Here is a 26347-nt window from a genome sequence, read left to right on the forward strand (position 1 = left end):
GTCAGCCGCAGAACGTGGACTCCAGCGTGCGGTTCACCGTCGCGTAGACGGTGGAGTTGTTGGACGTGTTGGCGAACGAGGTCACACTGCGCTTGCCGTTCTTCGAGGTGAACGCCCAGGTGTAGTAGCCCTGCACCGTCCCCGTGTGCCCGTACACCGAGACCCCGCAGGACAGGTCGCGCCTGCGCAGCCCCAGCCCGTACGCCTGGGTGCTGTTCACCGGGGTCCACTTCAGCATCTCCTTCAGCCCGGCCGCCGAGGTGAGCTTGCCCTGCACCAGCGCGGACATGAACTTGTTCAGGTCCTTGGCGCCGGACACCAGGCCACCCGCGCTCTGCGCCCACGACGTCGTCTGCTGTGTCGAGTCGATCTTCTTCCCGGTGGAGTCGGCGGTCATGTAACCGCGCGAGTGCGTGCCGGGGATCGTGTTCTTCGGGTGGACGTAGAACGTGTCCGCCAGCTTCAGCGGCTTGATGACGCGGTCCTGGTACGCGGTCGCCACCGGCTTCTTGGTGATCTTCTCGATGAGCATGCCCGCGACCACGAAGTTGGCGTTCGAGTACGCGTAGGACGCGCCCGGCTTGTTGGTGAGCGGCTCGGCGAGCGACAGGTCCATCAGCTGACGGTAGGTGAACACCTTGTTCCGCACCTTCTCGAACCCCGCCACGCTGGGGGAGAAGAGGGTGTTGGCGTAGTCGTACAGCCCGCTGCGGTGGCTGAGCACATGGCGCACGGTGATCTTCTTGTCGGGCAGCAGCCCCGGCAGGTACGTGTTGACGGAGGTGTCGAGCTTGATCTTGCCCTCGTCGACCAGTTGGAGAAGGACCACCGCCGTGAACGTCTTGGTGACGCTGCCGACCCGGATGCGGTCGCCGGTGCCGAGGGCCCGCTTGGTGGACCGGTCCGCGACACCCTCCGCGAGGTGGTGCACCTTGCCGTTGTCGTCGATCCTCGCGAACGCGCCCGGCGCCCCCTGCGACAGCGCCGTGCGCAGCGTTTTTCGCAGCTCGGTCGTATCGGGCCCCGCCGTCGGGGCCGCGTGGGCGGGGACCGTCAGCAACGACAGCACGACCGCGCCCAGCGCCGCCACGCCACCCGTGCCCACCGTTCTCGAAACCATCTGATTCGTCTCCTGTCGCCTGCCGTCATCGACAGGGTGCATTGGAGTCGAGTGGTAACGGAGAGTCAAGTAGCCAGGTGTGGGCGCGAGTTGAGCGACTCGAAAGAGGGACAGTTCGGGAGATCGGTTTCAGCCGCCGAACAACTGGGTCCAGTAGGTGCCGGCCGCGCCGCCTCCGGCGAAACCGATACCTATATGGGTGAAGCCGGGTTTGAGGATGTTGGCCCGGTGGCCGGGGCTGTTCATCCAGCCGCGTACCACCTCCGCGGCGGAGCGCTGGCCGCACGCGATGTTCTCCCCGATGGAACGGCGGGTGGAACCGGCCGCCGCCGCGCGGTGCAAGGGTTCGCGGCCGTCGGGGGAGGTGTGGGAGTAGAAGGCCCGCGCCACCATGTCGGCGCTGTGCGCCTGGGCGGCGTCGGTGAGATGAGGGTCGGGGGAGAGCGGCGGGAGGCCGGCCCCGGCTCGCTCGGCGTTGGTGAGGGCGATGACTTCGGTGGCGGTCCGGTGGAGGCCGGCCGGGGAGAAGGGCTGGGCCCAGAGCGCCGTCCAGTAGACGGTTCCCGAGCGCGGATCGCTGGCGTGAGCGAGGCCGGTCTCGGTGCAGGCGGGTGCGCAGAGGGTCTGCCTGGCCCGCGGGTCGGAGAGGCAGTGGTCCATGAACTCGGCCGGGGTGCGGGGGCCGGAGACCAGGTGTTCACCGATGGTGAGGTAGGCGTAGCCGGTGGAGGTGACGCGTTGGTGGACGGAGACGCCGTCCCTGCCTTCCGCGGCGAGTCGTCCCTGCGCGGCCATGGCGGTGGCGTGGGCCCGGGCCGCCGCGGTGAGCCGAGGGCTCAGGGTGACCGGAGGGGAACCCGCGCCGGCCCTGGTGGAGTTGGCCACGGCGAGGAAGTCGTCCGGGACGGGGGCCGGTGAGGTGGTGGTGCGCACGGCACCGGCCGACGGGGGTCTGTCGCGCCCACGCGGCGGAGCGGCGGTGGGCGCCGCCCCGCGCCCCTGAAGCGGCGCTCGTGCGGGTGTCTCCTCCTCCACCACGTCCACGCCGAAGTCCCTCGCCACGCCCGCCAAGCCGTCCGCGTACCCCTGTCCCAGTGCCCGCACCTTCCAGACCTGCCCCTTGCGGTACAGCTCCGCCAACAGCAGTACGGACTCGCGGGTGGGTCTCGGGGGAGTGAAGCGGGCGATCGGGCGGCCGTCGGCCGTCGTGACGAAGAGGGTCGGGGCGGGCAGGTGGCCCAACGGTGTGTCGGGGACCGCCGGGCTGATCGCGAGGGTGAGGCGGGTGGCGCCGGGGCGCAGGCGCGGTGGGTCCACCGTCAGCGTGTCGCCGGTCAGCCGGGCGCCCGGGGCCGTCGGCTGGTTGTAGAAGACGAAGTCCGCGTCGCCGCGGACCCTGCCGGTGTCGTCGGTGATGAGGGCGGAGACGTCGAAGGGGCCCGGCACCCTGATCGTCAGGGTGCCGCTCGGCAGCGGGGCGTTGCCCCCGGGTACCAGCTCGTTCATCGGCGCCGTCCGTCGCAGTGACCGTCAGCCCGACAACGTCTCATCCCCGCAGGGCGGTTCCCGTGCCCTCCTGCCGCTCCATGGCGGCCAGGGTGTCCTGGCGGCCGGAGCGCATGGACCTGATCGCCAGCAGGAGGACGCCGATGTCGTCCAGGTAGACCGGGTCCGGCACCAGGTCGGTCGGCAGGACGAGATAGAGGACGGCTCCCCAGAAGACCCACTTGGGGCCGGTGGGCAGTCCGGCCCGGCGCAGCTCGCGCCGGGTGCGGACGAGCCGGAGGAGCAGCCAGACGGCCGCTCCGAGAAGCGCGGCCGCGACCACCGCGACCGCGACGATCACCCACGTCCAGGAATCCATCGGTCCCGCCCCTTCGTCGGCCGGCCGGGCGGTCCGCCCGGCCGGTGCCTGTCCATCGTCTTCCCTCCGGCGGCGCCGTGTACCGCGGCGCGCGGGGGCGGGACGGGTCAGTGCGCGGCGCGGGCCAGATTGTGGTCGACGAGCGCCTGACTGACGGCCCGGATCGAGCGGGCCATGTGGTTCAGCTGCATGACCTCGGCGGCGTACATCTTGATGGTGTGCTCGATGACCGACTCGGACATGCCGAGGCTGGGCAGCTCGGAGCGGGCGGTCTGCAGGGCGGTGCGGGCGACGCGGATCTCGTGCTGCACCTGGATCTGTGCGTGGCGGGCGAGCAGCACGGGGTGGCGCATCATCGCCGGGTAGGTGCCGTAACGGGCCGGCACCAGCTCGCGCAGCCACTTGGCCGCCGACCTCTCCCAGTCGTAACTGCCGGGTGTCTTGACCTGACACGGCCAGTCCGTGCGGAGGGGCGAGGAGGTGAGGGCCATGTTCAACGCTCCGGTCTTGCATCGACGCCATTGGGTGCAGCGGGTGGGAGTCTGGGCGGCCCCGGTCTAGGGGATGGCCGGGGCCGCCTCACCCGGGGCGCCGTGGCGGGTAGGAGCGGACGGACCCGGGTGGACGACGTGACCCGGATTCCCCCGGGCCACGATCCGGGAGCAGTATTTATATATACCCATGAGTTTGCAAGGACATGAAAAAATTCATGCCGGGAAAGATGTGAATAATCCCGTGCTGTCCTGACCAGATGGGGCGAACGGGATCAGTCCCGCAAGAAGAACTGGTGCTGCTCCGAGACCTGCTCGTACGCCTCCAGTCGGGCCTGGGTGCGCTCGGGGTCGGCGTCGGTCATGGCCTGGAGCAGGGCCGAGGACATCATCACGGGCGCCGCGTAGGAGTCGAAGACCAGGCGTGAGCCGGTGCCGGTGGCGAAGACGGCGTCCGCCTCGTCCGCGAGCGGCCCGAGTGCCAGATCGGTCACCAGCGCCACCTTGAGCCCGGCACCGTGGGCGACCCGCAGCGCGGTCAGGGTCTCCTGCGCGTGCCGGGGCATGGAGAACGCCAGGACCCAGGTGCCGCCCGCCTCACGTGACTGCAGCAGCGCGTCATAGGCGACCGTGCCGCCCTTCGTCACCAGCCGGACATCGGGGTGGATACGGCGGGCGGCGTACGCGAAGTACTCGGCGAGCGCGCCGGAGATCCTGAGGCCGAGGACGGTCAGCGGGGCCGAGCGGGACAGGGCGCGGCCGATCTCGATCACCTGGTCGGGGTCGGCGAAGTCCCGCCGCAGGTTCTCCAGGTTCTCGATCTCCGCGTCCACCGCGGCCTGCAGCTCGTTGCTGCGGTCCGCCGCGGAGATGCCCGGGGCGCTGCCGAGGGTGGCCAGCGCGATGGCCTGGAGCCGCTCCCGCAGCGCGGGGTAGCCGCTGAAGCCGACGGCCGCCGCGAACCGGGTCACCGAGGGCTGGCTCACGCCGACCCGCTCCGCGAGGTCCGTGATCGACAGGAACGCGGCCTCGGTGATGTGCTCGATCAGGTACTGGGCGATCCGCCGCTGCCCCGGGGAGAGCCGGGGACCGTCGAACAATTCCCTCAGCCGGGACGTGGGCGACTGCTCGGTCTCCGGGGCGGTCCGCCCCGACGTGATCGCTGATGCCTGCGCACGTGCCTGCTGCGGCGATGGCACCCGCGCGCCTCCTTCGTCTCCCACGAGCACTCAACATAGCCCACGGCCCGCGCGGGCCCGGGCGGATCCCGCGACCTGCGAGAACCCTGTTTCGGGCACACCATGGGGGTACCCGGGGTACCCGCACCCTGTCGCTCACCCGAGGGAGAAGACTCGTGACCCTGCCCAGTCTGCCCGTGTCCCAGGTGGAGGTCGTGCTCTGCGACTGCTCCGCCCAGGACGCCGAACGTGTCTTCGCCTGCCTGCGTGCCCACTTCGAGTCGGACCGGCGCCCCGACGACCCGCCGCACGAGACCGGCACCGACCGGCCCACGATGTGGACCGGCATGTACGACACGGCCGCCGCCGTCTCCACCGGCGCCGGCCGGCAGCCCGAGCCGCCGACCGCGCCCGTGACGGTCGAGGTCCAGGGCAGTCCGCCGGCCGTGCGGCTGCTGCGATCCGCCCTGGAGGAGGAGTACCGCGTGCGTCAGGTCGGCGTGGAGGCCGGTGACCAGGAGGTCCAGCTCCAGCTGCGGGTCGAGGGTCGGGAGGGGCGCGGCTGATGACGACTCTCGGGGTGGGGACCGGCCGCGCTGCACGAGGTTCGGTGACCGAGGGCGCGGCCCGCGCGGGACTGACCGCGCGGGGCGTCATCTATCTGCTGGTCGGGGCACTGGCCCTGCAGATCGCCTTCGACGGCAGTTCGGAACAGGCGGACCGGCAGGGCGCGCTGGAGCAGATCTCCGAGCAGCCGCTGGGCTCCGTGATGCTGTGGGCCCTGGGCATCGGCCTGGTGGGCATGGCGCTGTGGCGGCTGTCGGAGGCCGTGTTCGGGGCGGCGGGTCCCGACGGCCGCAAGTGGACCAAGCGGCTCGCGTCCGCCGCGCGCTTCGTCTTCTACGCCTTCGTCGCCTACTCGGTGCTGAACTTCGCGGCGGGCGGGAGCAGCGGGGGAGGCGGCGGTGGCTCCGGCGACGAGCAGTCCCGGGACGTGACGGCCCGCGCGCTCGAACTCCCCGGCGGCCAGTGGCTCGTGGGTGCGGCGGGGGTCGGTGTGATCGCCGCCGGCGGCTGGATCGGTGTACGGGCCGCGATGCGCTCGTACCACAAGCACCTCAGGCTCGGCGAGATGTCACGGCGGACGCGCCGCCTCGTCGACATCACCGGGGTGGGCGGCGGCGTCGCCCGGGGCCTGCTGTTCGCCGCGGTCGGTGTCTTCGCCCTCCGCGCCGCGATCGCGTACGAACCCGACAAGGCCAAGGGCCTCGACGACACCCTCCGCTCCTTCGCCGACACCCCCGCGGGTCCGGTGCTGCTGGCCTGTGTCGCGGTCGGACTGGTGCTGTTCGGGCTGTTCTCGTTCGCCATGGCGCGCTGGCGCAAGGTGTGAGGCCCGCCGGGGGGCCGGGCCGGCCGGAGAGCGCGACACGGTACCTCCGGCCGGCCGTCGTATGTGCTTACGGGAACAGCCGGTCGAGGAAGGCGTTCCCGTAGACCCGATGCGGGTCGAGGCGGTCCAGGACCTCTCTCGCGCCGGCCCAGCCCGGCCCCGCGCCGTCGTCGAAGGACTCCGGTACGACGGTGCCGAGCACCTCCTCGTCGCTCCAGGCGGCCTCGTCCGTGTAGGCCCAGCCCTTGGACCACTCGACCCGGGTGAGGGCGTGGCCGCCGTCGTACGTGGCGAGCAGGGAACGCTCCAGCTCGCGGAAGAACGCCTCGGCGTCCGGCGTCCCCGGCAGCGTCAGCACGTCCAGCCACACGGCGGTGTCCCACTCGGGCCGGTCGGCGCGCGGCCGCAGGGCCGACAGCAGCGGGGCACGCGCGCCGGCCACCCCGACGTCCGCCGGATCGTCGAGGCCGGTCACCCGGATCTCCACCGACCCGTTGACGGGGAACCGCCCCCGGGCCGCGTACGCGGCGAGCCGCTCCCGGTAGAACGTCGCGAACTCGGAGACCACACGCTGCACCTGGTCCCGTGAGGTGAGCACCGCGTACCCGTTGGCCGTCACCCGCAGGGTCGTCGGCTTCAGATAGAGCAGCGTGTTCTTGGACGGGCCCCAGATGTCCGCCGAGAACGTGGTCGTCAGCCCCAGCGAAGCCGTGGTCAGCTGGGCCTTGCCCAGCACCGGCGCGAGATACCAGGCGCCGTCGGACACCATCCGTCCGACGAGGTCGGCGACCACGGTCGGCACGTTGTCCGAGAAGGGGTAGTTGTACGGCGAGGTCACGTGCCGTGAGGTGAGCGGGCGGGTCGGCTCGACGCTCCACACCTTGAACCACGGGAACTCGGTGAACGCGAACCAGATCGCCTCCAGGCGCCCCGCCTCGTCCAGGAAGCTCGCGAAGGTACGCCCGCCGCTGCCGGGTGCGGCGAACAGCTCCCCGGCGGGGATGTCGGTCCTGCTCAGACACCGCAGGTTGGCGTTGGTCCCGACGCGCAGCACGACCTCGGTGACCAGCGCCCGGCCGACATGGGTGAGCAGCGCCGCCCCGTCCGCGTCGTCCCGCCCGTACGTCCGCAGGACGTACGCGTCGCTGTCGGCGTCCCACACCACCGCCGTCAGCGACAGGACGAGATTGCTGAGCGAGCCGTACGTGTGACCGGGCGGCCGGGTCTCCCCGACCGCCGGCACCGCCGTGCCGTGCGCGTCGACGGCGAGGGCGCCGCCGATCGAGAGGTCGCCGGGCGCGGGGCAGGCGGTCACACCGAGGCCGTGACCCTCCAGGAAGGTCAGCAGTCCTTCCAGTGAGGCGCCGGAGCCCACCCGCACGGCCGCCGGGTCGATGGACTCCAGCGTCATGGCGGTGAGGTGCGTCGTCGTGTCGACGAGCAGCACCGGGGCGTCGGCGGCGGTGTCGGGGGTGATCGTCAGGGGCGACCAGCCGTGGGAGAAGCCGCGCGCACGGACCGTCCAGCCCTGCCCCCGTGCCCAGTTGACGACCGCCACCACCTGCTCCGCATCGGCCGGCGCGCACGCCCACAGTCCGGACGCGGTGATCTCCCCGTCCCAGTTGCGGTACACCGACCTGTACAGCTCGACGTCCGAGGGGAAGCCAGGCAGTTCGGCCGCGGCGGCGGCCGGGTCCTGGCGGACGAGCTGCGGGGTGAGGGCGAGCGCGGCGGTGCCGAGGAGAAACCCCCGGCGGGACGGTGCTGAGGAGTCGGTCACGGTGATCACGCTAGGCTGGAAATGACACACGTGACCGATCCGTCTACCGGATTCACTCGTGTGAGTGAAGATGTGAGGGGGCGTGCCTGTTCGGCGAGGCCACGGCACCATGCGGGGACGGGGACATCGACCGACCGGGAGGACCTGTGACCGAGGTGCACGGCAACCAGGACCGAGGCCGCGACGAGACCGAGGACGAGCGGGCGGACCGCCGCTGGAGCGAACTCATCCAGGAGGTGCGGGTCGCCCAGACCGGTGTGCAGATCCTGTTCGGTTTCCTGCTCACCGTCGTCTTCACCCCGCGCTACGACAGTCTGCCGCAGACCGAGAAGACCATCTACATCGTCACGGTCGTCCTCGGCGCCGCCGCCACCGGCGCCCTGATCGGCCCCGTCTCCTTCCACCGGATCGTCGCCGGCCGCCGCATCAAGCCGGCCGCCGTGGAGTGGGCGAGCAGACTGACCGTCGTCGGTCTGATCCTGCTCCTCGCCACGATGACGGCGGCACTGCTGCTGATCCTGCGCGTGGCCACCCACGACGGGTACGTGCCGTGGCTCGTCGGCTGTGTGGTCCTCTGGTACCTGCTGTGCTGGTTCGCGCTCCCGGCCTGGATCCGCCGCCGCCACGCCGGCGACGCACCCCCGGCGCGCCGGCCCCCCGGCCGGTGACAGCCGCCGCCCGCACGCCGACGGGTGAGGCCGGGCGCCGTCACACCCGCGGGTGACGTCCCCGATGGCGTGAATGGCGGTGTTGCCCGTGGGCCGTGCGGTGCGCGAGCGTGCCCTGTCATGGACCGTGACCAGAGTCGTCCCACCCCACCCCTGACCCGCCGCCGACTCCTCGCCGCCACCGGTGCCACGGGTGCCGCCGCTGTCCTCGGTACGGTCGGCCCGGCCGCAGCCGCCGCCGCCCGGCCCCGTACCGCCGGTGCCGGCCTCTCCCTCACCTTCACCCGAGCCACCAACGGCTCGGCGACCCTCGCACCCGCCGGCGACACACTGATCGCCGAGATCCAGAGCGGCCTGTGGTCGCTTCCGCGCGGTGGCGGCAAGGCGGTCCCCCTCACCCCGGCGGGCCTCGAACCCAACCGGCCCGTGTACTCCCCGGCAGGCGACCTCGTCGCGTTCTGCGCCTACCAGGGCGGCGGCTTCCACTTGTGGACCATGCGCCCCGACGGCTCCGACCTGAGGCAGCGCACCGACGGCCCCTGGGACGACCGGGCACCGGCCTGGTCGCCCGACGGCACCCGGCTCGCCTTCGGCTCCGAACGCGGCGGCGACCCCGACGCCCCCTCCGGCGGAAGCCCGTACCGCATCCACGTCCTGCACCTCGGCACCGGCGCCATCACCCCCGTGACCGGCCTGCCCGAACAGGACGGCCCCCTCCAGGACGGCCCGTGGGAGGACTTCGACCCCACCTGGTCACCGGACGGCACCCGGCTGCTGTTCGTGCGGGGCAAGGTCGTCGTCTCCGGCACCACACCGACCGTCGAGGCCCGCACGGTCGCCGCCGTGGCCGCCGACGGCACCGGCGCGGTGACCGTCGAGCACACCGAGACCGCCGCCGCCCAGGTCATGACCCCCGCCCTCGCCGCCGACGGCCGACTGGCCCACCTGCGCACCACGGCCTCCCCCAACGGCTCCTGCACCCTCGTCGTCGCCGGGCGGCCCGTCCCGGTCGACGGTGACCTCGCGCCCGTGCCACCCCGCTGGACGGCCGACGGCCGACTGCTGCTCACCCTGGACGGCAGGTTCAGCCTCGTACGACCCGAGGATCCCGCACGGGCGGAGGACATCCCCTTCGAGGGCGTGCTCCCGGTGGACCGGCCGCGCTACCGGGTCAAGGAGTACGACCTCGGGGAGGAGCGGGCGCGTCCCGTCCGGGGCATCCACCTGCCCGCCCTGTCGCCGGACGGCCGCCGCATCGCCTTCGCCGCCCTCAACTCCATCTGGCTGGCCGGCACTTCGGGCGGCCGCCGACCGAAGAGGCTGCGCCGGTCGCCGCCCACCCGCACCCTGCTCGCGCCCTCCTGGGCCCCCGACGGACGATCGCTCGTCTACGCCGACGACCGAGACGGCCTGCTCGGCGTGTACCGACACGATCCGGCCACCGGCGAGGAGACCGCCCTCGCGACCGGCGGCCGGGTCATGCCCGCGCTCTCGCCCGACGGCGAGCGGCTCGCGTGCCTCGACATGGCCGGCCGGCTCGTCGTACGGGACCTGGCGAGCGGTGCGGAGCGCGTCCTCGTGGCACCGCTCGGCGGGGGCGGAATCCCCGGCAGGCCGAGCTGGTCGCCCGACGGCCGGTACCTCGCACTGTGCGATCGCAACCGTCTGGGCGCCCGCTTCCGGGAGGGCTACAACCTGATCCGGATCGTCGACGCCACGACCGGCGCCGACCGGCTGCACGCGGTCGCGCCCCACACCTCCCTAGCCGACCGCTACGACTCCGGGCCCGTCTGGTCACCCGACGGACGCTGGATGGCCGTGATCGTCGAGTCCGCCCTGTGCCTGCTGCCCGTCACCCCCGACGGCACCCCGCGCGGCACGCTCCGCACCCTCACCACCGAACCCGCCGACCACCCCACCTGGTCCGGCGACTCCGGGACCCTGCTCTACCAGTCCGGCACCCGGCTCCGCCTGATCGACGTCTCCGGCGACCACGCCCGCACCGTCCGGGTGCCGCTCGACCGCACCCGGCCCACCCCCGCCGACACCGTCGTCCACGCCGGGCGCCTGTGGGACGGCACCGGCGAGACGGTCCGCGACGACGTCGACATCGTCGTACGCGGCGGCCGCATCACCGCCGTCGAACCGCATCGCGGCAACCGCCGCGCCGCGCTCCGCCGGGTCGACGCCTCCGCGCACACCGTGATCCCCGGCCTGTGGGACAGCCACACCCACCCCTGGCAGAGCACCTACGGCAGTCGCCAGGCCACCGCACAGCTCACCTACGGTGTCACCACCGCCGTCTCCCTGGGCGGCTTCGCCCACGAACAGGCCCGCATCCGCGAGGAGGTGAACGCCGGCCGACTCGCCGGTCCCCGGCTCCTCACGACCGGCGAACTCCTCGACGGCGCCCGGGTCGCGTACAGCATGGGACGCGCCCACCGTACGAAGGCCGGACTGCGCCGCACCCTCGAACGAGCCGAGGCGCTCGACTGGGACTTCGTCAAGACCTATGTGCGGGCCCCCGGTTGGGTGATGAGCGAGGCCGCGCGCTTCGCCCACGAACGCCTCGGCGTACGCACCGGCGGCCACCTGCTCTCCCCGGGCGTCCAGCTCGGCCAGGATCTGACGACCCATCTCCAGGCCACCCAGCGCGCGGAGTTCGGCCACGCCATCACCGCGAGCGGACGCGCCTACGAGGACGTGGTGGAGATCTACACCGGGCAGGGCGTGGACTTCTCCCTGATCGCCACCCCCTTCACGGCCGCACCCCTCATGGGCGCCGACCAGGCGCTGGCCGACGACCCCCGGGTCACGGTCGTCATGCCGCCCTGGGACGCCGCCGTCGTCCGACAGGGCGCGGGCGTCCCGCCGACCCCCGCCCAACTCGCCGCGCTGCGCACCGAGACCGACATCTACCGGCGGATCCTCGCGGCCGGCGGCATCGTCGCCCTCGGTACCGACCAGCCGCTCGGCCCTGTGGGTCTCTTCCTCCACCTGGCCCTGCGCGCCCTGCACGCCGGCGGCCTCACCCCGGCCGAGACCCTGCGCACCGCGACCGCCCTCCCGGCCCGCCTCTTCGGCCTCGACGACGACCTCGGCACGGTCGAGACGGGCAAGCTCGCCGACCTGACGATCGTCGACGGCGACCCCTTCACGGACTTCGCCGACCTCGTCCGCACGACGTCGGTCCTGCGGGGCGGAACGCCTTACACCACCGAGGAGTTGGTGGCCGCGTACCGGCCCGCCGCCCCACGTGCGAAGGCCGCCGGGACGGAGGAGGACTGGTTGGAGGTCGGCCGGTTGATGCGCCGCGACGGCTGCTGCCACGACGGCCACGGAGGTCAGTGATCGGTGCCCTTGCCGATGAACAGTTCCGCGAAGGTCGACGCGGCGGCGGGGGAGCCGAGCACACGGCGGAGCCTCGCGGTGGCGGCGCCTGCCCGGAACGGGTCACCGGACGACGGCCCGTGCAGCAGCTCCGCCAGCCACTGCGAGAACTCCTGGTAGTCCCAGACCCGGCGCAGACACGCGTCCGAGTAGCCGCGCAGCCCGCTGTCGTCGCCCTTGCCCAGCCAGGCGATCAGGGCGTCCGCCAGGAGCAGGGAGTCGTGCAGGGCCAGGTTCATGCCCTTCGCGGCGATGGGCGCGACGAGGTGCGCGGCGTCACCGGCCAGGTACAGGCGGCCGTACGCCATCGGCTCGGTGACGTAGTCGTGCATGTCGAGCACCCGCTTCTCGACCAACGGGCCCTCGGCGAGCGGTCGGGCGCCGGGCGCCGCGAGGCGGGTGTGCAGCTCGGACCAGACCCGGTCGTCCGGCCAGTTCGCCGGGTCGTCGCCGGCCGGGACCTCCAGGTAGTAGCGGGTGACCTCGGGGCTGCGCGCCATGTGCCCGGCGAAGCCACGGGGATGCACACCCAGCACGACGCAGTCGGACGACGGGGGTGCCTCGGCGAGCAGCGCCAGCCACCCGACGCCGTGGTCGTGCCGGGCGACCGTGGCGTGCTCGGCCGGCAACGCGGTCCGGGTGACACCACGGGCTCCGTCACAGCCGGCGACGAACTCGCAGACGAGGACGTGCCGTTCACCGGTCGCCGGGTCCAGGTACGACACGGACGGGCGCTCGCCGTCGACGTCGTGCAGCTCGACCTCGCGCACACCGAACCGGATGTCGCCGCCCCGGACGTCCGCGTACTCCCCGACCAGGTCCGTCACCAGCAGCGGCTGGGGGTAGACGTAGTGGTGGTGACCGGTGATCTCCGTGTACGGGAACCGCTGCCGCTCACCGGCGAAACGGAACTCGAACTCCGTGTGCACCGGGGCCCGTTCCACGAGCCGGTCGGCCAGTCCGCGCCGTTGGAGCGCACGCACCGCCCACTCCTCCAGGAACCCGGCCCGGGGGCGCCGCTCGATGAACTCTCGGCTCTCGGTCTCCAGCACCACACAGTCCACGGAGGCGGCGCGCAGGATGTTGCCGACGGTGAGCCCGGCCGGTCCGGCGCCGACGATGACGACGGGGGTGCGCTCGGGCGGAGTCGTGCCCGGGAGGGGGGTGGGGGTGGTCACCCGAGCATTATGCCGGGTGACCGGGTGGCCGGTGAGCGACCTCAAGTGATGGGCGGGACACGGGCGTTGGGGCCAGCGGTGCCGGGTCAGCGCACCTCGAAGCGGCGCGCCCACTCCGTGATGTCGGCCGTCGTGGCGTTGCCGCCGCAGACCACGAGGCCCAACCGGGCGCCGTCGCCGACGCGTTCGAGGACCTGCCGGGCGGCGGGCAGCAGACAGCCGGCGGCCGGTTCCGTCCACACCTTGCCGTGCTCGGCGAAGTCGAGGACCCCGCGCACCGCCTCGGCGTCGGAGACCACGAGGACGTCCTCGACGAGGGCGGCCGCATGGTCGTAGGTGAGCCGGGAGACGGAGGGCGCGCTGAGGGTGGTGACGACGGAGGAGAGCGGGACGGTCACGGGGCCGCCGGCCGCGATCGCCTCGGTCATGGCCGTGGCGCCGACGGTCTCCACGCCCCAGACGCGGACGCCCGGCAGCAGGGCCTTGAAGGCGGCGGCGACACCGGCGACGAGGCCGCCGCCACCGATGCTGACGAGCACGTCCGTGGGCGTGCCGGTGTCCGCCGTCGCCCCGGAGTTCGCCAGGTCCTCGGCGAACTCCAGGCCCACGGTGCCCTGACCGGCGATCACCCACGGGTCGTCGAACGGGTGGACGAGGGTGAGGCCCTCCGACCGGAGCCGCTCGGTGAGCGCGAACGCCTCCGCCATCCCGTCGGTGAGCCGCAGCGAGGCACCGGCGGCCTCGACGAGGTCCACGGCCCGCCGGGGCGCGGAGCGGGACATCACCACGGTCGCCTTGATGTGCAGCGCGGCGGCCATGTGCGCCAGCGCGATGCCGTGGTTGCCCCCGCTGACCGCCACGACCCCGGCCGCCCGCTCGGCGTCCGTCAGCGTCAGCAGCTTCGCCGTCGCACCGCGGGCCTTGAACGAGCCGGTCCGCTGCAGCAGTTCCAGCTTCGTGGTCACCGGGGCGCCGAGGAGCGCGGACAGTCCCGGGCTCGCCACGGTCGGTGTCCGTACGACATGCCCGGCGATGCTCGCGGCCGCGTCCCGGATCTCGGAGATCCCGATCAACCTGTCCACCTCGTTCTCGATGCCCCGGCGACGGCCGGGGCCCCGGCCGTCCGCATTCCGACCTTGATCGAGCGGAGCCCGGAGGTCAAGCGGCGGCCGGCACCCGACCCGATCGGGTGCCTGCCGCCGAGGCCGCGCTCAGTCGGGCAGGCGGTCGAGGATCCACTCGCCGAGTTCGGCCGTCATGACGGCGTGCGGATCGTTCTCGGCGGAGAGCACGAAGTCGTCGAGCTCGGACTCGTCCGGCGGCAGCTCGTGGATGTCGACGTACAGGTCCTCCTGCCGGTCCAGGTCGCGGACGCAGACCGCGCTGACGGACGGCACGAAGCACACCGACCGGTGGGCCAGGTCCACGTTCTCGCCGAAGGAGGTGAGCACGTCACCGACGAGGCCGAACGATTCGAGGGTTCCGCCCGGCGCCCCGTCCAGTTCGGGGAAGCCGCCGGTGGTGATCGTGTGCGGGCCGCCGAGGACGCCGTTCAGTACGGCCACTTCCGCCGGGTCGCCCTGCTGTTGGGCGAGGAAGTGCGTGCCGTCGAAGAGCGGCCCCGCACAGCTCAGCGTCTTCGCCCCGGCCCGCACGCCGTTGCCCACGCCGTCGCCCCGTCCGCTGGACACGCCGAGCAGCCTCGGAATGCGGGGCCATCCGCCGACCTGTTCCAGCCGCTGCTTGAACTCCGTCCGCAGCGGGCTCTCCTGGGCTGTGCCGTCGAGGGCGTCCAGGTAGCGCCAGAGCATCTGCTGCGAGGCCGGGCTGCCGATCTGCCGCAGATAGGTGTCGTCACCGGCCTGGGCGAGGTAGTGCGCGAACGCCTGCAGCCCGATCGGCACCCACGCCCCCCGGTGCGGGCTGTCGTACGACAGGTAGACGCCGACCCGGTGGTCCATGCGCTGCATCTCCATCTTCGCCAGCGCGTACCGGGTGACGATGCCGCCCATGCTGAACCCGCCGGCGAGCAGCCGGGTGTCGCCCAGTTGCTCGGCGACGGTCCGCAGGATTGCGGCGGTCACCGTCTCGGCGTTCCGCAGGATCGACTCGCTGCGCTCGTCGAATCCGACGAGGACGAGGGTGCGTCCACGGCGCCGAAGCTCGCTGATGAACGGGTACCGCCCGTTCTCCAGCGCGTCCCAGAGCCAGTCGAAGTCACTCGGCCCGAGGTTGAACCCGTCGGCCAGGACGACCGGCCGGACCATCCCCTTGTGCCCCTCCCCGTAGTACACCCGGGCGCTGCCGCCTGGGAGTTGCCACTCCTCGTCGGCCACCGGCGCCTGTGCGACGGCCCGCCCGCCTAACGGGGTGACGAGCCCGATCGACCCGGCGGCCTTCCTGGCTTTCCCGGCTTGACTGTCGGCCATGAACGTCCCCTTCCACACTGCTGACAATGACTCCGGGGACAGACTCGGCAGGCGAAGGATGCAGTAGGCACCCATCGCGGCCGTTTCACCTGTTCGGCCCAGAAAGTCATTCCGCGACGCAGGGCAGGGGCAGACGCAGAGGACGGCGACGGGGACGGGGGACGGGGAAGGGGAGCGTGATCCGGGCGGTCACCGAAGGGCTTCGGTCCAGTTCGCCGGGACGCGGCCCGCGGGGCCCGGGGACGGCTGGTCGGCAGGGCGGCTGAGGGGCGGCGCGAGGTCGGGCCCCGACTCGTACATCTCGTCGGTCTCGTAGTTCCAGAACCACGACTCACCGGGCTCGTAGCTCTGGACGAAGGGGTGCCCGGTGGCCCCCGCGTGGGCGGTGGCGTGCTGGGCGGGGGAGGAGTCGCAGCAGCCGACGTGACCGCACTGGGCGCAGCGCCGCAGGTGGAACCACCAGCCACCGGCCGCGTCGCACTCCACGCATCCGTCGCCGCTCGGCGGGACGGTCGGATCGATTCCGGCGGGCAGGGTCATACCGTCTCCTCGGGCGTCGTGTGGGAGGTGTGGGCCGCATCGTCGTCGGTATCGTCGGCGAGCCTGAGGTCCAGGTCGGCCGCCGGTGCCGTCAGGGGCAGGAAGACCTGGAAGCGGGTCTCGCCCGGCCGGGAGTGGACCTCGATGTGCCCGTGGTGCTTGTTGACGACGATGCGCCAGGAGATGTCGAGGCCGAGCCCGGTGCCCTGTCCGACCGGCTTGGTGGTGAAGAACGGGTCGAAGATACGGCCCTTGATCTCCGCCGGGATGCCGGGACCGGTGTCACGGAACTCGACCAGCACCTGATCCCGGTGGTCGAGCGCCGTCCGTACCGTCAGGGTGCCCGCACCGCCCGTGTCGTTGATCGCCGCGACGGCGTTGTCGATCAGGTTCGTCCACACCTGGTTCAGCTCCCCCGGATAGGCGGGGATGCGCGGCAGCGTGCGGTCGTACTCCTTCACCACCTCGATGCGGTCGCCGATCTTCCCGGACAGCATCAGCAGGGTGCTGTCGAGGAGTTCGTGGACGTCGGCGTTCTGGTAGGGCGCGCGGTCGAGCTGCGAGTACTGCTTCGCCGCGTCGACGAGCTGGGTGACGCGGGTCGTGGAGTCCTCGATCTCGTTCATCAACAACTCGGTCTCGACGGTGTAGTTCAGCCAGCGCACCGCTCCTTCGAGGGTGTGCTCGTCCACGGCCCGCGCGACCTGCTCCAGCCACGCTGTGTCGAGTCCGGCCTGCACGAAGTTCGGCGCGAGCTGCCACCCGCCGGAGATACCGTGGTCGTCGAGCCAGTCCGTCAGCTCGTCCTCTCGGTCGGAGGCCTCCAGCGGACTGAGCGGAGTCGCCTTGGCGACCTGCTCGGCCGTGCGTTCCTGCAGATCGACCAGCGACTCCAGCATGGCCCGCTTGTACGGCCCGGCGGCGATCGCCCCGAGCTTGTGCCGCATCCCGGCCACCCGCTCCCGCAGCGCCGAGGTCGCCCGGACGGCGGCCGCCGCGGGGTTGTTCAGCTCGTGCGTCAGTCCGGCCGACAACGAGCCCAGCGCCAGCAGCCGTTCCCGCTGGTTGATGGTCCGCTGGGTGTTCTGGCTCCCGAAGAACAGGCCCTCCAGCAGATGGACGGCCATGGGGAACCAGTCGCGCATGATCTGGGCGAAGGCGGCCGCCGGGAGGACGAAGAAGCGGGAGGGAACCGTGACCCGCATCGAACCCTTGTAGCGGGCCTGGTCCGCCTGGTCGCCGAGATACGCCTGGAAGGCGCCCGCGTACACCCCGACCTGGGAGCTGCGATTGACCTCCACGTCGTCGTCGCCGACCTGCCGTGACAGCACCACCGTGCCCTCCAGGAGCACGAAGAAGCAGGTGGCCGGCTCGCCCTCCCGGTAGACATGCCCCGGTTCGAACCGCTCCACCCGGCCCTCGCGGCACAGCCGGTCCAACTGCTCGTCGTCCAGCTTCTCGAACAGGAACAGCCGGCCCAGCTCGGCCCGGTCGCACGGCGACGGCTGCCCGCTCATGACGAGACCTCCGCACCGGTCATGACTGCTCCAGATACCTGTGCACCAGCATCACGGCCATCGCTCCCTCTCCCACGGCCGACGCGACCCGCTTCGCGGACTCCGACCGCGCGTCCCCGGCGACGAACACACCGGGCACATTGGTCTCCAGGTGGTACGGCGGCCGGTCCAGCTCCCAGCCCGCCGGCGGGCCCCCGTCCGGGGTCATGTCCGGCCCGGCCACGATGAACCCGCGCTCGTCGCGGAGCACGGTCCCCTCCAGCCAGTCGGTGTGGGGCTCGGCGCCGATGAACACGAACAGCCACTGCGCGTCGACGAGTTCCTCCCGCCCGCTCGCCACGTCCTTCAGCGTCAGCTGCTCCAGCTGGTTCGTGCCGTGCGCGGCCTCCACGATCGTGCCGGGGCGCACGAAGATGTTGGGGGCCTCGGCGAGCTGCTGGATCAGATAGTGCGACATGGACGCGGTGAGCGAGTCGCCGCGGACGAGGAGGGTGACCGACTTGGCGCCCCGGGACAGGTACATCGCCGCCTGCCCGGCCGAGTTGGCGCCGCCCACGATGTACACGTCGTGCCCCTGGCAGCCGGCCGCCTCGGTCAGGGCGGAACCGTAGAACACCCCGCAGCCGGTGAGGTCCGCGCAGCCCGGCGCGGCGAGCTGCCGGTACGACACGCCGGTCGCGAGGATCACGCTGTGCGCGGCGACCGCCGAACCGTCGGAGAACCGGACGGTCCGCGCGGACCCGTTCACTTCCAGGGCGCTCACCTCGCGGGCCGAGAGGATCTCCGCGCCGAACTTGGTGGCCTGACGGCGCGCCCGGTCGGTGAGCTGGCCGCCGGACACCCCGTCGGGGAACCCGAGGTAGTTCTCGATGCGTGAACTCTGGCCCGCCTGCCCGCCGGTCGCCGACCGCTCGACGAGGAGCGTCCGCAGCCCCTCCGAGGCCCCGTACACGGCCGCGCCCAGCCCGGCCGGTCCGCCGCCGATGACGACCAGGTCGTAGAACTCCTGGGCCGGCGTGGTCGCCAGCCCCACCCTCTCCGCCAGCTCCGGGTCCTCCGGCGCCACCAGCGGCGTACCGTCCGGGGTGACGACCAGTGGCAGCCGCTCGCCGTCCGCGCCGGCCGCCGCGAGCAGCCGCCGCCCCTCCGGCTCGTCCGACGAGAACCAGCGGTACGGCACCTGGTTGCGCGCCAGGAACTCCCGTACGCCCGACGACCGCGCCGACCACCGGTGTCCGACCACCTTCGTCGTGCCCGCACAGGCGCGGTCGGCGGCCCGCCAGGCCTGGAGCAGGTCGTCCAGGACCGGATAGAGCTTCTCCTCCGGCGGGTCCCACGGCTTCAGCAGATAGTGGTCGAGGTCGATGACGTTGATCGCGTCGATCGCCGCACCGGTGTCGGCGTACGCCGTGAGCAGCACCCGCCGCGCCCCCGGATAGACGTCCAGGGCCTGTTCCAGGAACTCGATGCCGTTCATCTCCGGCATCCGGTAGTCGGCCAGGATCACCGCCACCTGGTCGCCGCGCAGCTTCAGCTCCCGCAGCGCCTCCAGCGCCGCCCGCCCGGACTCCGCCCGGACGATCCGGTACGACTCGCCGTACCTGCGGCGCAGATCCCGCGCCACCGCACGGGACACCCCGGGATCGTCATCCACCGTCAGGATCACGTTCCGCGCCGGACCGACAGCCTGCGTCATACTCCTCCGCCCCGAGACCAATGGGCCCATCGTATGTTCGACCGTGCTGCGGCGCGCGGTTTCCGCGGTGCCACCTGCCGGGACACCGACAGCGGCGTCAGCTCCGGCGCGGGGCCAGGACGCAGAACTCGTTGCCCTCCGGGTCCTGGAGCACGACCCAGGGCTCGTCGCCGGTCTGCCCGATGTCCGCGTGCCGGGCCCCGAGGGCGAGGAGGCGGGTGACCTCCGCCTCCTGGTCGAGGGGGCGGAAATCGAGGTGGAGGCGGTTCTTGCGGTCCTTGACGTCCGGGCTGCGTCCGAACAGGAGGCCGGGGAGACGGTCCGGCGCCGGGCGGATCTCGTACTCCTCGGGCGACTCGTCGACCACCACCCACCCGAGCGCCTCGGCCCACCAGCGCCCCAGCGCCACCGGATCGGCCGCGTCCACCAGCACCTGCTCCCACTGCAAGGTCATGCGGCGAGCGTAGTGAAGACTGGGCCCGTCAGCCATGTGACGACCGAGAGGTGGCCGATGACGACGCGCCCGATCACCGCCGCAGTGGACGGTACGCCCGAGAGCCTCGCCGCGCTGGCGTGGGCCGGCCGGGAGGCCGTACGCCGGGGCCTGGCGCTGCGGGTGGTGCACGCGTGGCGGTGGGAGCCGCACGAGGCGATCACCGTGGACCGGGACGGACAGGAGCGGTGGGCCGGGCAGGCCCTCGCCGAGGCCGCGCGGGGTGTCACCGAGCGGCACCCGGAGCTGGAGGTGACGACGGACCTCGTGGAAGGCCCGCCGGTCGACACGCTGGTCGGCGCCGCCGAGCACGCCGAGACCCTGGTGCTGGGCTCGCGCGGACACGGCGCGGTGGTCGGCTTCCTGCTGGGCTCCGTCGGGCAGCAGGTGATCGTCGGGTCACCGCGTCCCGTCGTGCTCGTGCGCGCCGAGGACAACCCGAGCGCCGAGGCCGCCGGACGCGAGGTCGTCGTCGGCCAGCAGGGCACGCCGGAGGACAGCGCCGACGTGCTGCGGTTCGCGTTCGAGACGGCGGCCGCCCGGGGGGCCTCCCTGCGCGCGGTGCGGGCGTGGACGCTGCCCCCGCTGTACGCGTACAGCCCCGGCTCGCTGAAGCTCCTCGACGAGGCCGGCGGGCTGGAGCCGTACGAGAAGAAGGCGCTGGCCGCCGCGCTGGGGCCGTGGCAGGAGCGTTTCCCCGAGGTACGGGTCGTCCAGCACGTCGAGATGGGCAGCGCCGGGCAGGTGCTGCTGTCCGTGGCCCAGCGGGCCCAGCTGATGGTCGTCGGGCGCCGAGCCCGCCGCACGGCCGTCGGCGCCCGCATCGGCTCGGTCGCCCACGGCGTCCTGCACCACGCGCGCTGCCCGGTGGCGGTGGTCCCTCACAGGTGACGCGGGCGGGCGGCCTCTGCCGCCTGCGGCGGGTGGCCGGGGCGCGCGGGGTGGCTCAGTCGGTGGTGTCGTTGTGCGGCTTCGGTGGCAGTGGGGGTGGGGTGGTGGGCAGGACGTTGTCGATGTAGTCCTTCACCGCCGTGTCCAGGCCGATGTCGTGCTGGGCCCGCTCGGACAGGTACCAGCGGTGTTCGAGGAGTTGGTGGTAGATCTCCGCCGGGTCCATCGAGCCGCGCAGTTCGAGCGGGACGGCCCGCACCGTCGGACGGAACACCTCCCGCACCCAGCGGTGGGCCAGCACCTCGGGGCGGGCGCCGAGGGGATCGCCCGGGGCGTAGTCGTCCTGGGTGGCCATCCAGCTCTCCAGGTCGTTCAGCAGCCTGCGGGCCTGGTTCTCCTCGGTGTCCAGACCGGTCAGGCGCAGCAGCTGCCGCTGGTGGTGGCCCGCGTCGACGACCTTGGGCACGAAGGTCACCGTGTCGCCGTTGTCGGCATGCTCGATCTGCATCTCGGCGACGTCGAAACCCAGGTCGTTCAGACGGCGGATCCGGCGCTCGATGTAGTGGTACTTCCCGGCCGGGTACACCGACCTGCGAGTCAGCTCCTTCCACAGCCGGTGGTAGCGGGAGCAGATCTCGTTGCCGAAGTCGATCGGGTCCACCGACGGGTGCAGCGCCCCGGACGCCTCCAGGTCCAGCAGCTCGCCGCTGATGTTCACCCGGGCCAGATCGAGGTCGTACTCCCGCTGCCCGGAGCTCAGCCGCGCGTGCAGATCGCCCGTCTCGGCGTCCACCAGATACGCCGCGTACGCGCCCGCGTCCCGCCGGAACAGCGTGTTGGACAACGAGCAGTCGCCCCACGCGAATCCGGCCAGGTGCAGCCGCACCAGCAGGACGGCGAGGGCGTCCATCAGCCGGTGCATGGTGGCCGGGCGCATGGTCGTCTCGAACATCGAGCGGTACGGCATCGAACCGCCCAGGTGCCGGGTGATCAGCACCGACTCCAGTGGCTCGCCCGCCTCGTCGAGACGTCCGGTGACCACCCCGAGTGCGTCCACCGCGGGGATGCCGATCCGGTCGAGGTCGCGCAGCAGTTCGTACTCGCGCAGGGCGGGCCGCTCGGCGAGTTCCTTGACGGCGACGACCTCGTCGCCGGCGCGGGCGTAGCGCACCACGTGGCGGGAGATGCCGCGGGGGAGCGGCACGAGGTGGTGCTGGGGCCACTCCTCCAGCGGCAGGTGCCACGGCAGTTCGAGCAGCAGCGCGGGGTGTTCCGGGTTGGTGGCGCTGATCTGCAGTGCCATGGGTCCTCTGCCTTCGTCTCACGGTGGTGCGGTGTGCGTTCGGGCAGGCGGTCTCCCCGCCGGTGCCTGGAGCATCTCCGCATCCGCAGGACCCTTTCGTCAACAGCGGCTCGGCCTGTGGGCGGAGGGGGCCGCGCGGTCAGTGCCGGGCGCGCCGGAACACGTCGTCGGGGTCCGAGTCGTCCCAGCCCGCGATCTCCTCCGAGAGGGTGCGGCGGGCGGTCCGCGCAGAGGTCGCGTACATCGCCTCGATCTCGGCCTCGTACCGCTGGACGATGGTGTCCCGGCGCAGCTTCATCGACGGGGTCAGCATCCCGTTGGCGAGGTCGAAGGGTTCGGGCAGGATGCGGTAGACACGGATCGACTCCGCGCGCGACACCGTGCTGTTGGCCGCGGCGATCGCCCGCAGCACCTCCTGCCGCAGCGCGTTCTCCTCCCGCGCCTCCCGCCCCAGCAACTCGCCCGGCGCGGACAACGACATCCGCCAGTGCGCGAGGAACTCCGGGTCCAGCGTGAGCAGCGCACCCACACAGGGCCGGTTGTCGCCCACGACGACCGCCTGGTGGATCAGCGGATGCGTCCGGAGCTGCTCCTCCAGCGGCGCGGGGGCCACCCCCTTGCCCCCGCTGGTGATGATGATCTCCTTCTTGCGGCCCGTGATCGACAGATAGCCCTCGGAGTCCAGCCGCCCGATGTCCCCCGTGGCCAGCCAGCCGTCCTGGAGCGCGGCCCGGGTGCCCGCCTCGTCGTTGACGTACCCCTGGAACACCGAAGGCCCGTTGACCAGGATCTCCCCGTCCCGCGCCACCCGGATCTCGGTGCCCGGCAGCGGACGGCCCACGGTGCCGAACTTCTCCCGGCCCACCGGCTGGGCGGTGATGCCCCCCGCGGTCTCGGTCAGGCCGTACCCGTCGTGGATGAGGATGCCGATGCCCGCGTAGAACAGAGTCAGGTCGCGGTTGAGGGGGGAACCGCCCGAACAGCCGCCGCGCACCCGGCCGCCCAGCGCCGCGCGTAGTTTGCGGTACACCGTCTTCTCGAAGAAGGCGTGTTGCAGCTTCAGGTCCATCGCCGGCCCGGGACCCGTGTCCAGCCGCTGCCGCTCCACGGCGAGGGCGTGGTCCTGGGCCGTGCGCACCGCCCGTTCGAACAGCGGCCCGCGGCCCGCCTGTTGGGCCTTGCGCAGGAAGTTCTTGTAGATCCTCTCGAAGAGGTACGGGACCCCGAAGAGGAACGTCGGCCGGAACGACCGCAGTGCGGCGGACAGCGCCTCCTCGCTGAACTCGGGCTCGTGTGCGAGGAGCAGCCCGCCGCGCAGACACATCCCCTGGATCATCAGACCGTAGACGTGCGAGAACGGCAGGAAGGCCAGGATCGCCGGCTGTTCACCGGGCGCCGCCGCCGTCTGCCGCCAGCCGGCGAGCAGGGCGTCACAGGGGCTGGCGAGGCTGCGGTGGGAGAGCGCGCAGCCCCGGGGCCGGCCGGTCGTGCCCGAGGTGTACGCGATCACGGCGGTGGAGTCCGGCATGACGATGCGGCGCAGCGAGTCCACCGTCGCGTCCGGTACGTCCCGGCCCGCCTCCACCAGCTGCGGCAGGGACTCGGTGTCCAGCTGCCAGACGTACCGCAGCAGCGGCAGCTTGGCGCACACCGAGCCGACGGTCATCACACCCAGCTCGTCCTCGACGACCACGCCCACACAGGCCGCGTCCCGCAGGATCCACTCGATCTGGTCGCGCGACGACGTCGGACAGACCGGCACGATCTCGGCGCCCACGGCCCACAGCGCGACGGCGAGCACCGTCCACTCGTACCGGGTCCGCGCCATCACGGCCACCCGGTTGCCCGGACGGATCCCGGACGCGATCAACCCCTTGGCCAGATCGGTCACTTCGTCCCGTGCCTCGGCCGCGCTCACCCGCGTCCAGGTGTCGGGGGAGGCGCTGTCCCGGCGCGCGATCTGCGGCAGAGCGGGATCGCGGTTCGCCGTCTCGAACAGCGGATCGGACAGCCCTCCGGCCATGACGGGGCCCGTCGGTGGAGCGATGCCGAAGTTGCCCATGCGACGCTCAGAACCTTCCCTGCACGCGACCTCGCCGACGGTGCGCCAACCGGCGGTGATCGAACGTAGCGTACGGCGCCGACGACCGCTCGGGGAATCGGCAAGTCGGCCTGCGCGTATCCGCACTGTGGGCCGTGAACGTGATGTGCGGCACGTGGGCGCCCCCCTTCGCGGGATCCTCCCGGCAATCGTCGCTGCACACGGCTTGATCACCTCTGACCGGCGGTAATGCCCCAGACCCGGACGTCCGACGGGTGTGGCACTGTGGTGCGCGCGACGCGGGAGGTGTCCCGCCGATGTGGAGAGGTGGACGGTGCGCGAGCCCAACGTGATCGGGGACTGGCAGGAGTACGACGGCGACCTGGCCGGCCTGCGTGTGCGCGTCCACGGAGTGGAGTGCGCGGAACCCCCACGGGGACGCGACGACGCCGCCGAGGGGCTGACGTACTTCCGGTTCCGGGTGACCGTGGAGAACCGGGGCAGCGACCACGTCGGCCTCCACCTGGAGGACGGCCAGCTCGACATCCGTACCGGCCCCGACGGCGAGAGCGCCTTCCTCGACTGGCGCAACTCCAAGTTCATCGAGGGCTACGACCTCTACCCGCTGCGCCGCGCCACCTCCGTCCTGTACGCGGCCGCCCCGGAGGCCCACCTCACCCAGTTCGACATCCAGGTCCAGCTGCGCGCCGACGAGGAGTGGACCGAGCGGTATCTGTGGTCCGGCGGCATCGGCGTGGACGAGGACCTCCTCGACCCGGCGGGCGGTCCGGGCCGAGCGGACATCGCCGGGCAGATCAGCGCCTTCCTGCACGAGGAAGCGGAGCGGGGCGCGAGCTGAGCGCCCGGCCCCCGCTCATCCGGCCCGGGCCGTGCGCCTGCCGGTGACCAGCCGCCTCAGCAGCGGCCAGGCCAGCAGCACGGCGATGATCACGTACACCGTCACCGAGAACGGTGTGTTCACCAGACCGGAGACGCTGCCGTCACTGATCTGCAGGGCCCGTCGCAGCTGCTGCTCGGCGCCTGGACCGAGGATCACACCGATGACGGCGGGCAGCACCGGCAGGCCGTAGCGGCGCATACCGAAGCCGATCAGACCGATGATCAGCAGGATCACCAGGTCGATCACCTCACCGCCGACCGCGTACGCGCCGACCGCCGCGAAGAACAGGATCCCCGCGTAGAGGTACGGGCGCGGGATGCGCAGCAGCTTCGCCCACACCGGGGCCAGCGGCAGATTGAGCGCGAGCAGCAGCACCATGCCGACGAAGAGCGAGGCGATCAGGCCCCACACCAGGTCCGGCTCGCGTTCGAAGAGCAGCGGGCCGGGCTGGATGCCGTACTGCTGGAAGGCGGCCAGCATGACCGCCGCGACCGCCGTCGTGGGCAGCCCGAGGGTCAGCATGGCGACGAGGGTGCCCGCCGCCGAGGCCGACGCCGCGGACTCCGGGCCCGCGACACCCTCGATGGCGCCCTTGCCCCACTCCTCCTTGTGCTTCGACAGCCGCTTCTCGGTGACGTACGACAGGAAGGTGGGGATCTCGGCGCCGCCCGCCGGGATCGCGCCGAACGGGAAGCCTATGAACGGGCCCCGCGCCCAGGCCTTCCAGGTCCGCCGCGCATCGGAGCGGCCGAGCCACGGCCGGCCCACCGGGATCGGCTCCGGCGGGGTGCGCCGCAGATGCGCCGCCACCCACAGGGCCTCCCCGATGGCGAACAGACCGACCGCGACGATCACCACGTCGACACCGTCGGCGAGCTGGAGGGAACCGAAGGTCAGGCGCTGCTGGCCGGTCATCTGGTCCAGGCCCACCAGCCCGATCGTCAGGCCGATGAGGAGGGACGCGAGGCCCCGGACGCGGGACGAGCCGAGGACGGACGTCACGGCGATGAACGCCAGCACCATGATCGCGAAGTAGTCGGGGGCTCCGATGTCCACGGCCAGCTCGGCGACCTTCGGCGCCAGCGCCACCAGCAGGACCGTGCCGACCATGCCGCCCGCGAAGTGCCCGATGGCGGCCGCCGCCAACGCCTGCGCGCCGCGCCCGGACTTGGCCATCGGGTTGCCCTCCATGGCGGCGACCACGGCCGCGCTCTCCCCGGGCGTGTTCAGGAGGATCGAGGTGGTGGAACCGCCGAACATCGCCCCGTAGTAGATGCCCGCGAACATGATGAACGCGCCGACCGGGTTCAGCCCGTACGTCACCGGCAGCAACAACGCCACCGCCATGGCGGGCCCGATCCCGGGCAGCACACCGATCGCCGTGCCCAGCAGGACACCGATCGCGGCCCACAGCAGGTTGATCGGGGTCAGGGCCGTGGCGAAGCCGTCGAGGAGGGAGCTGAGGGCGTCCATG

22 protein-coding genes are annotated in these 26347 nt (G+C 72.2%); 6 read left to right on the forward strand and 16 right to left on the reverse strand.

All coding sequences use genetic code 11. From position 1 onward, the window contains the following. Position 1 precedes the first annotated feature (1 nt). The 5 genes from RM704_RS00355 to RM704_RS00375 form a co-directional block, all read right to left on the reverse strand. Positions 2–1120: a serine hydrolase domain-containing protein gene (locus RM704_RS00355; RefSeq protein WP_033528647.1), complete on the reverse strand. Its 1119-nt coding sequence runs from the start codon at positions 1118–1120 to the stop codon at positions 2–4. Between the two features lie 129 nt (positions 1121–1249). Beyond that, positions 1250–2626, reverse strand: a complete 1377-nt coding sequence (locus tag RM704_RS00360) for a CAP domain-containing protein (protein ID WP_033528648.1) — start codon at positions 2624–2626, stop codon at positions 1250–1252. A 40-nt stretch (positions 2627–2666) separates the two neighbouring features. Beyond that, positions 2667–2984 (reverse strand): YkvA family protein, encoded by a 318-nt coding sequence (locus RM704_RS00365; RefSeq protein WP_033528649.1) that lies wholly within the window; start codon positions 2982–2984, stop codon positions 2667–2669. Positions 2985–3091: 107 nt separating this feature from the next. Then, entirely contained in the window at positions 3092–3475 is a 384-nt protein-coding gene (locus RM704_RS00370) for a hypothetical protein (protein WP_033528650.1), read from the reverse strand. A 275-nt stretch (positions 3476–3750) separates the two neighbouring features. Beyond that, a complete protein-coding gene (locus tag RM704_RS00375; protein ID WP_033528651.1) occupies positions 3751–4674 on the reverse strand; it encodes a MurR/RpiR family transcriptional regulator in 924 nt (307 codons plus the stop codon). A gap of 155 nt (positions 4675–4829) precedes the next feature. On the opposite strand from RM704_RS00375, the gene RM704_RS00380 reads away from it, so the two are divergent. Further along, positions 4830–5219 carry a hypothetical protein gene (locus RM704_RS00380; RefSeq protein WP_033528652.1) on the forward strand — a complete coding sequence of 130 codons (390 nt, stop codon included), beginning with the start codon at positions 4830–4832 and terminating at the stop codon, positions 5217–5219. Further along, a complete protein-coding gene (locus tag RM704_RS00385) occupies positions 5219–6046 on the forward strand; it encodes a DUF1206 domain-containing protein (protein ID WP_192829706.1) in 828 nt (275 codons plus the stop codon). The genes RM704_RS00380 and RM704_RS00385 overlap by 1 nt, the downstream gene beginning before the upstream one ends. 67 nt (positions 6047–6113) lie before the next feature. On the opposite strand, the gene RM704_RS00390 is transcribed toward RM704_RS00385, so the two are convergent. After that, the gene (locus RM704_RS00390) at positions 6114–7826 is read right to left on the reverse strand and encodes a cholesterol oxidase substrate-binding domain-containing protein (protein ID WP_052146183.1); all 1713 of its coding nucleotides are present in this window, start codon (positions 7824–7826) and stop codon (positions 6114–6116) included. 146 nt (positions 7827–7972) lie between these two features. On the opposite strand from RM704_RS00390, the gene RM704_RS00395 reads away from it, so the two are divergent. Together RM704_RS00395 and RM704_RS00400 are read left to right on the forward strand one after the other, a co-directional pair. Then, on the forward strand, positions 7973–8494 hold the full coding sequence (locus RM704_RS00395; RefSeq protein WP_033528655.1) for a DUF6328 family protein: 522 nt from the start codon (positions 7973–7975) through the stop codon (positions 8492–8494). A gap of 120 nt (positions 8495–8614) precedes the next feature. Further along, positions 8615–11845, forward strand: coding sequence for an amidohydrolase family protein (locus RM704_RS00400; RefSeq protein ID WP_033528656.1), 3231 nt, complete (start codon positions 8615–8617; stop codon positions 11843–11845). Here RM704_RS00400 and RM704_RS00405 read toward each other — a convergent pair. The 7 genes from RM704_RS00405 to RM704_RS00435 all read right to left on the reverse strand — a co-directional run bounded on the left by RM704_RS00405 (position 11839) and on the right by RM704_RS00435 (position 19698). Beyond that, positions 11839–13062: a 4-hydroxybenzoate 3-monooxygenase gene (locus tag RM704_RS00405; protein WP_033528657.1), complete on the reverse strand. Its 1224-nt coding sequence runs from the start codon at positions 13060–13062 to the stop codon at positions 11839–11841. The two genes, RM704_RS00400 and RM704_RS00405, sit on opposite strands and share 7 nt — an antisense overlap. An 86-nt stretch (positions 13063–13148) precedes the next feature. Next, positions 13149–14135, reverse strand: coding sequence for a pyridoxal-phosphate dependent enzyme (locus RM704_RS00410; protein WP_033528658.1), 987 nt, complete (start codon positions 14133–14135; stop codon positions 13149–13151). A 138-nt stretch (positions 14136–14273) separates the two neighbouring features. Further along, on the reverse strand, positions 14274–15491 hold the full coding sequence (locus RM704_RS00415; protein WP_033528659.1) for an esterase/lipase family protein: 1218 nt from the start codon (positions 15489–15491) through the stop codon (positions 14274–14276). A 189-nt stretch (positions 15492–15680) separates the two neighbouring features. After that, complete coding sequence (locus RM704_RS00420) at positions 15681–16031, reverse strand: UBP-type zinc finger domain-containing protein (RefSeq protein ID WP_033528660.1); 351 nt, start codon at positions 16029–16031, stop codon at positions 15681–15683. Next, a complete protein-coding gene (locus tag RM704_RS00425; protein WP_052146156.1) occupies positions 16028–17548 on the reverse strand; it encodes an ATP-binding protein in 1521 nt (506 codons plus the stop codon). Before RM704_RS00425 ends, RM704_RS00420 begins: the two co-directional genes overlap by 4 nt. A gap of 19 nt (positions 17549–17567) precedes the next feature. Further along, positions 17568–19244, reverse strand: a complete 1677-nt coding sequence (locus RM704_RS00430) for an NAD(P)/FAD-dependent oxidoreductase (RefSeq protein ID WP_033528661.1) — start codon at positions 19242–19244, stop codon at positions 17568–17570. Positions 19245–19341: 97 nt separating this feature from the next. Then, a complete protein-coding gene (locus tag RM704_RS00435; RefSeq protein WP_033528662.1) occupies positions 19342–19698 on the reverse strand; it encodes a VOC family protein in 357 nt (118 codons plus the stop codon). A 57-nt stretch (positions 19699–19755) separates the two neighbouring features. On the opposite strand from RM704_RS00435, the gene RM704_RS00440 reads away from it, so the two are divergent. Then, the gene (locus RM704_RS00440) at positions 19756–20628 is read left to right on the forward strand and encodes a universal stress protein (protein ID WP_033528663.1); all 873 of its coding nucleotides are present in this window, start codon (positions 19756–19758) and stop codon (positions 20626–20628) included. A 55-nt stretch (positions 20629–20683) separates the two neighbouring features. Here the strand turns inward: RM704_RS00440 and RM704_RS00445 are convergent, their stop codons facing one another. Together RM704_RS00445 and RM704_RS00450 are read right to left on the reverse strand one after the other, a co-directional pair. Beyond that, a complete protein-coding gene (locus RM704_RS00445) occupies positions 20684–21931 on the reverse strand; it encodes a DUF4032 domain-containing protein (protein WP_033528664.1) in 1248 nt (415 codons plus the stop codon). A gap of 139 nt (positions 21932–22070) precedes the next feature. Beyond that, on the reverse strand, positions 22071–23993 hold the full coding sequence (locus tag RM704_RS00450) for an AMP-dependent synthetase/ligase (RefSeq protein WP_033528665.1): 1923 nt from the start codon (positions 23991–23993) through the stop codon (positions 22071–22073). 313 nt (positions 23994–24306) lie between these two features. Here RM704_RS00450 and RM704_RS00455 point away from each other — a divergent pair, with 313 nt between their 5' ends. Then, positions 24307–24831 (forward strand): hypothetical protein, encoded by a 525-nt coding sequence (locus RM704_RS00455; RefSeq protein ID WP_033528841.1) that lies wholly within the window; start codon positions 24307–24309, stop codon positions 24829–24831. Positions 24832–24846: 15 nt separating this feature from the next. On the opposite strand, the gene RM704_RS00460 is transcribed toward RM704_RS00455, so the two are convergent. Continuing rightward, positions 24847–26346 carry a tripartite tricarboxylate transporter permease gene (locus tag RM704_RS00460; protein WP_033528666.1) on the reverse strand — a complete coding sequence of 500 codons (1500 nt, stop codon included), beginning with the start codon at positions 26344–26346 and terminating at the stop codon, positions 24847–24849. Position 26347 lies beyond the last annotated feature (1 nt).

Source organism: Streptomyces gottesmaniae (assembly GCF_031845845.1).
Taxonomy (GTDB): domain Bacteria; phylum Actinomycetota; class Actinomycetes; order Streptomycetales; family Streptomycetaceae; genus Streptomyces; species Streptomyces akebiae.

What these genes read in the sequence shown, in the direction of transcription:
- RM704_RS00355 (WP_033528647.1), bottom strand. Translation starts at nt 1,120, where the DNA reads ATGGTTTCGAGAACGGTGGGCACGGGTGGCGTGGCGGCGCTGGGCGCG.
- RM704_RS00360 (WP_033528648.1), bottom strand. Translation starts at nt 2,626, where the DNA reads ATGAACGAGCTGGTACCCGGGGGCAACGCCCCGCTGCCGAGCGGCACC.
- RM704_RS00365 (WP_033528649.1), bottom strand. Translation starts at nt 2,984, where the DNA reads ATGGATTCCTGGACGTGGGTGATCGTCGCGGTCGCGGTGGTCGCGGCC.
- RM704_RS00370 (WP_033528650.1), bottom strand. Translation starts at nt 3,475, where the DNA reads ATGGCCCTCACCTCCTCGCCCCTCCGCACGGACTGGCCGTGTCAGGTC.
- RM704_RS00385 (WP_192829706.1), top strand. Translation starts at nt 5,219, where the DNA reads ATGACGACTCTCGGGGTGGGGACCGGCCGCGCTGCACGAGGTTCGGTG.
- RM704_RS00400 (WP_033528656.1), top strand. Translation starts at nt 8,615, where the DNA reads ATGGACCGTGACCAGAGTCGTCCCACCCCACCCCTGACCCGCCGCCGA.
- RM704_RS00415 (WP_033528659.1), bottom strand. Translation starts at nt 15,491, where the DNA reads ATGGCCGACAGTCAAGCCGGGAAAGCCAGGAAGGCCGCCGGGTCGATC.
- RM704_RS00420 (WP_033528660.1), bottom strand. Translation starts at nt 16,031, where the DNA reads ATGACCCTGCCCGCCGGAATCGATCCGACCGTCCCGCCGAGCGGCGAC.
- RM704_RS00425 (WP_052146156.1), bottom strand. Translation starts at nt 17,548, where the DNA reads ATGAGCGGGCAGCCGTCGCCGTGCGACCGGGCCGAGCTGGGCCGGCTG.
- RM704_RS00430 (WP_033528661.1), bottom strand. Translation starts at nt 19,244, where the DNA reads ATGACGCAGGCTGTCGGTCCGGCGCGGAACGTGATCCTGACGGTGGAT.
- RM704_RS00435 (WP_033528662.1), bottom strand. Translation starts at nt 19,698, where the DNA reads ATGACCTTGCAGTGGGAGCAGGTGCTGGTGGACGCGGCCGATCCGGTG.
- RM704_RS00440 (WP_033528663.1), top strand. Translation starts at nt 19,756, where the DNA reads ATGACGACGCGCCCGATCACCGCCGCAGTGGACGGTACGCCCGAGAGC.
- RM704_RS00445 (WP_033528664.1), bottom strand. Translation starts at nt 21,931, where the DNA reads ATGGCACTGCAGATCAGCGCCACCAACCCGGAACACCCCGCGCTGCTG.
- RM704_RS00450 (WP_033528665.1), bottom strand. Translation starts at nt 23,993, where the DNA reads ATGGGCAACTTCGGCATCGCTCCACCGACGGGCCCCGTCATGGCCGGA.
- RM704_RS00460 (WP_033528666.1), bottom strand. Translation starts at nt 26,346, where the DNA reads ATGGACGCCCTCAGCTCCCTCCTCGACGGCTTCGCCACGGCCCTGACC.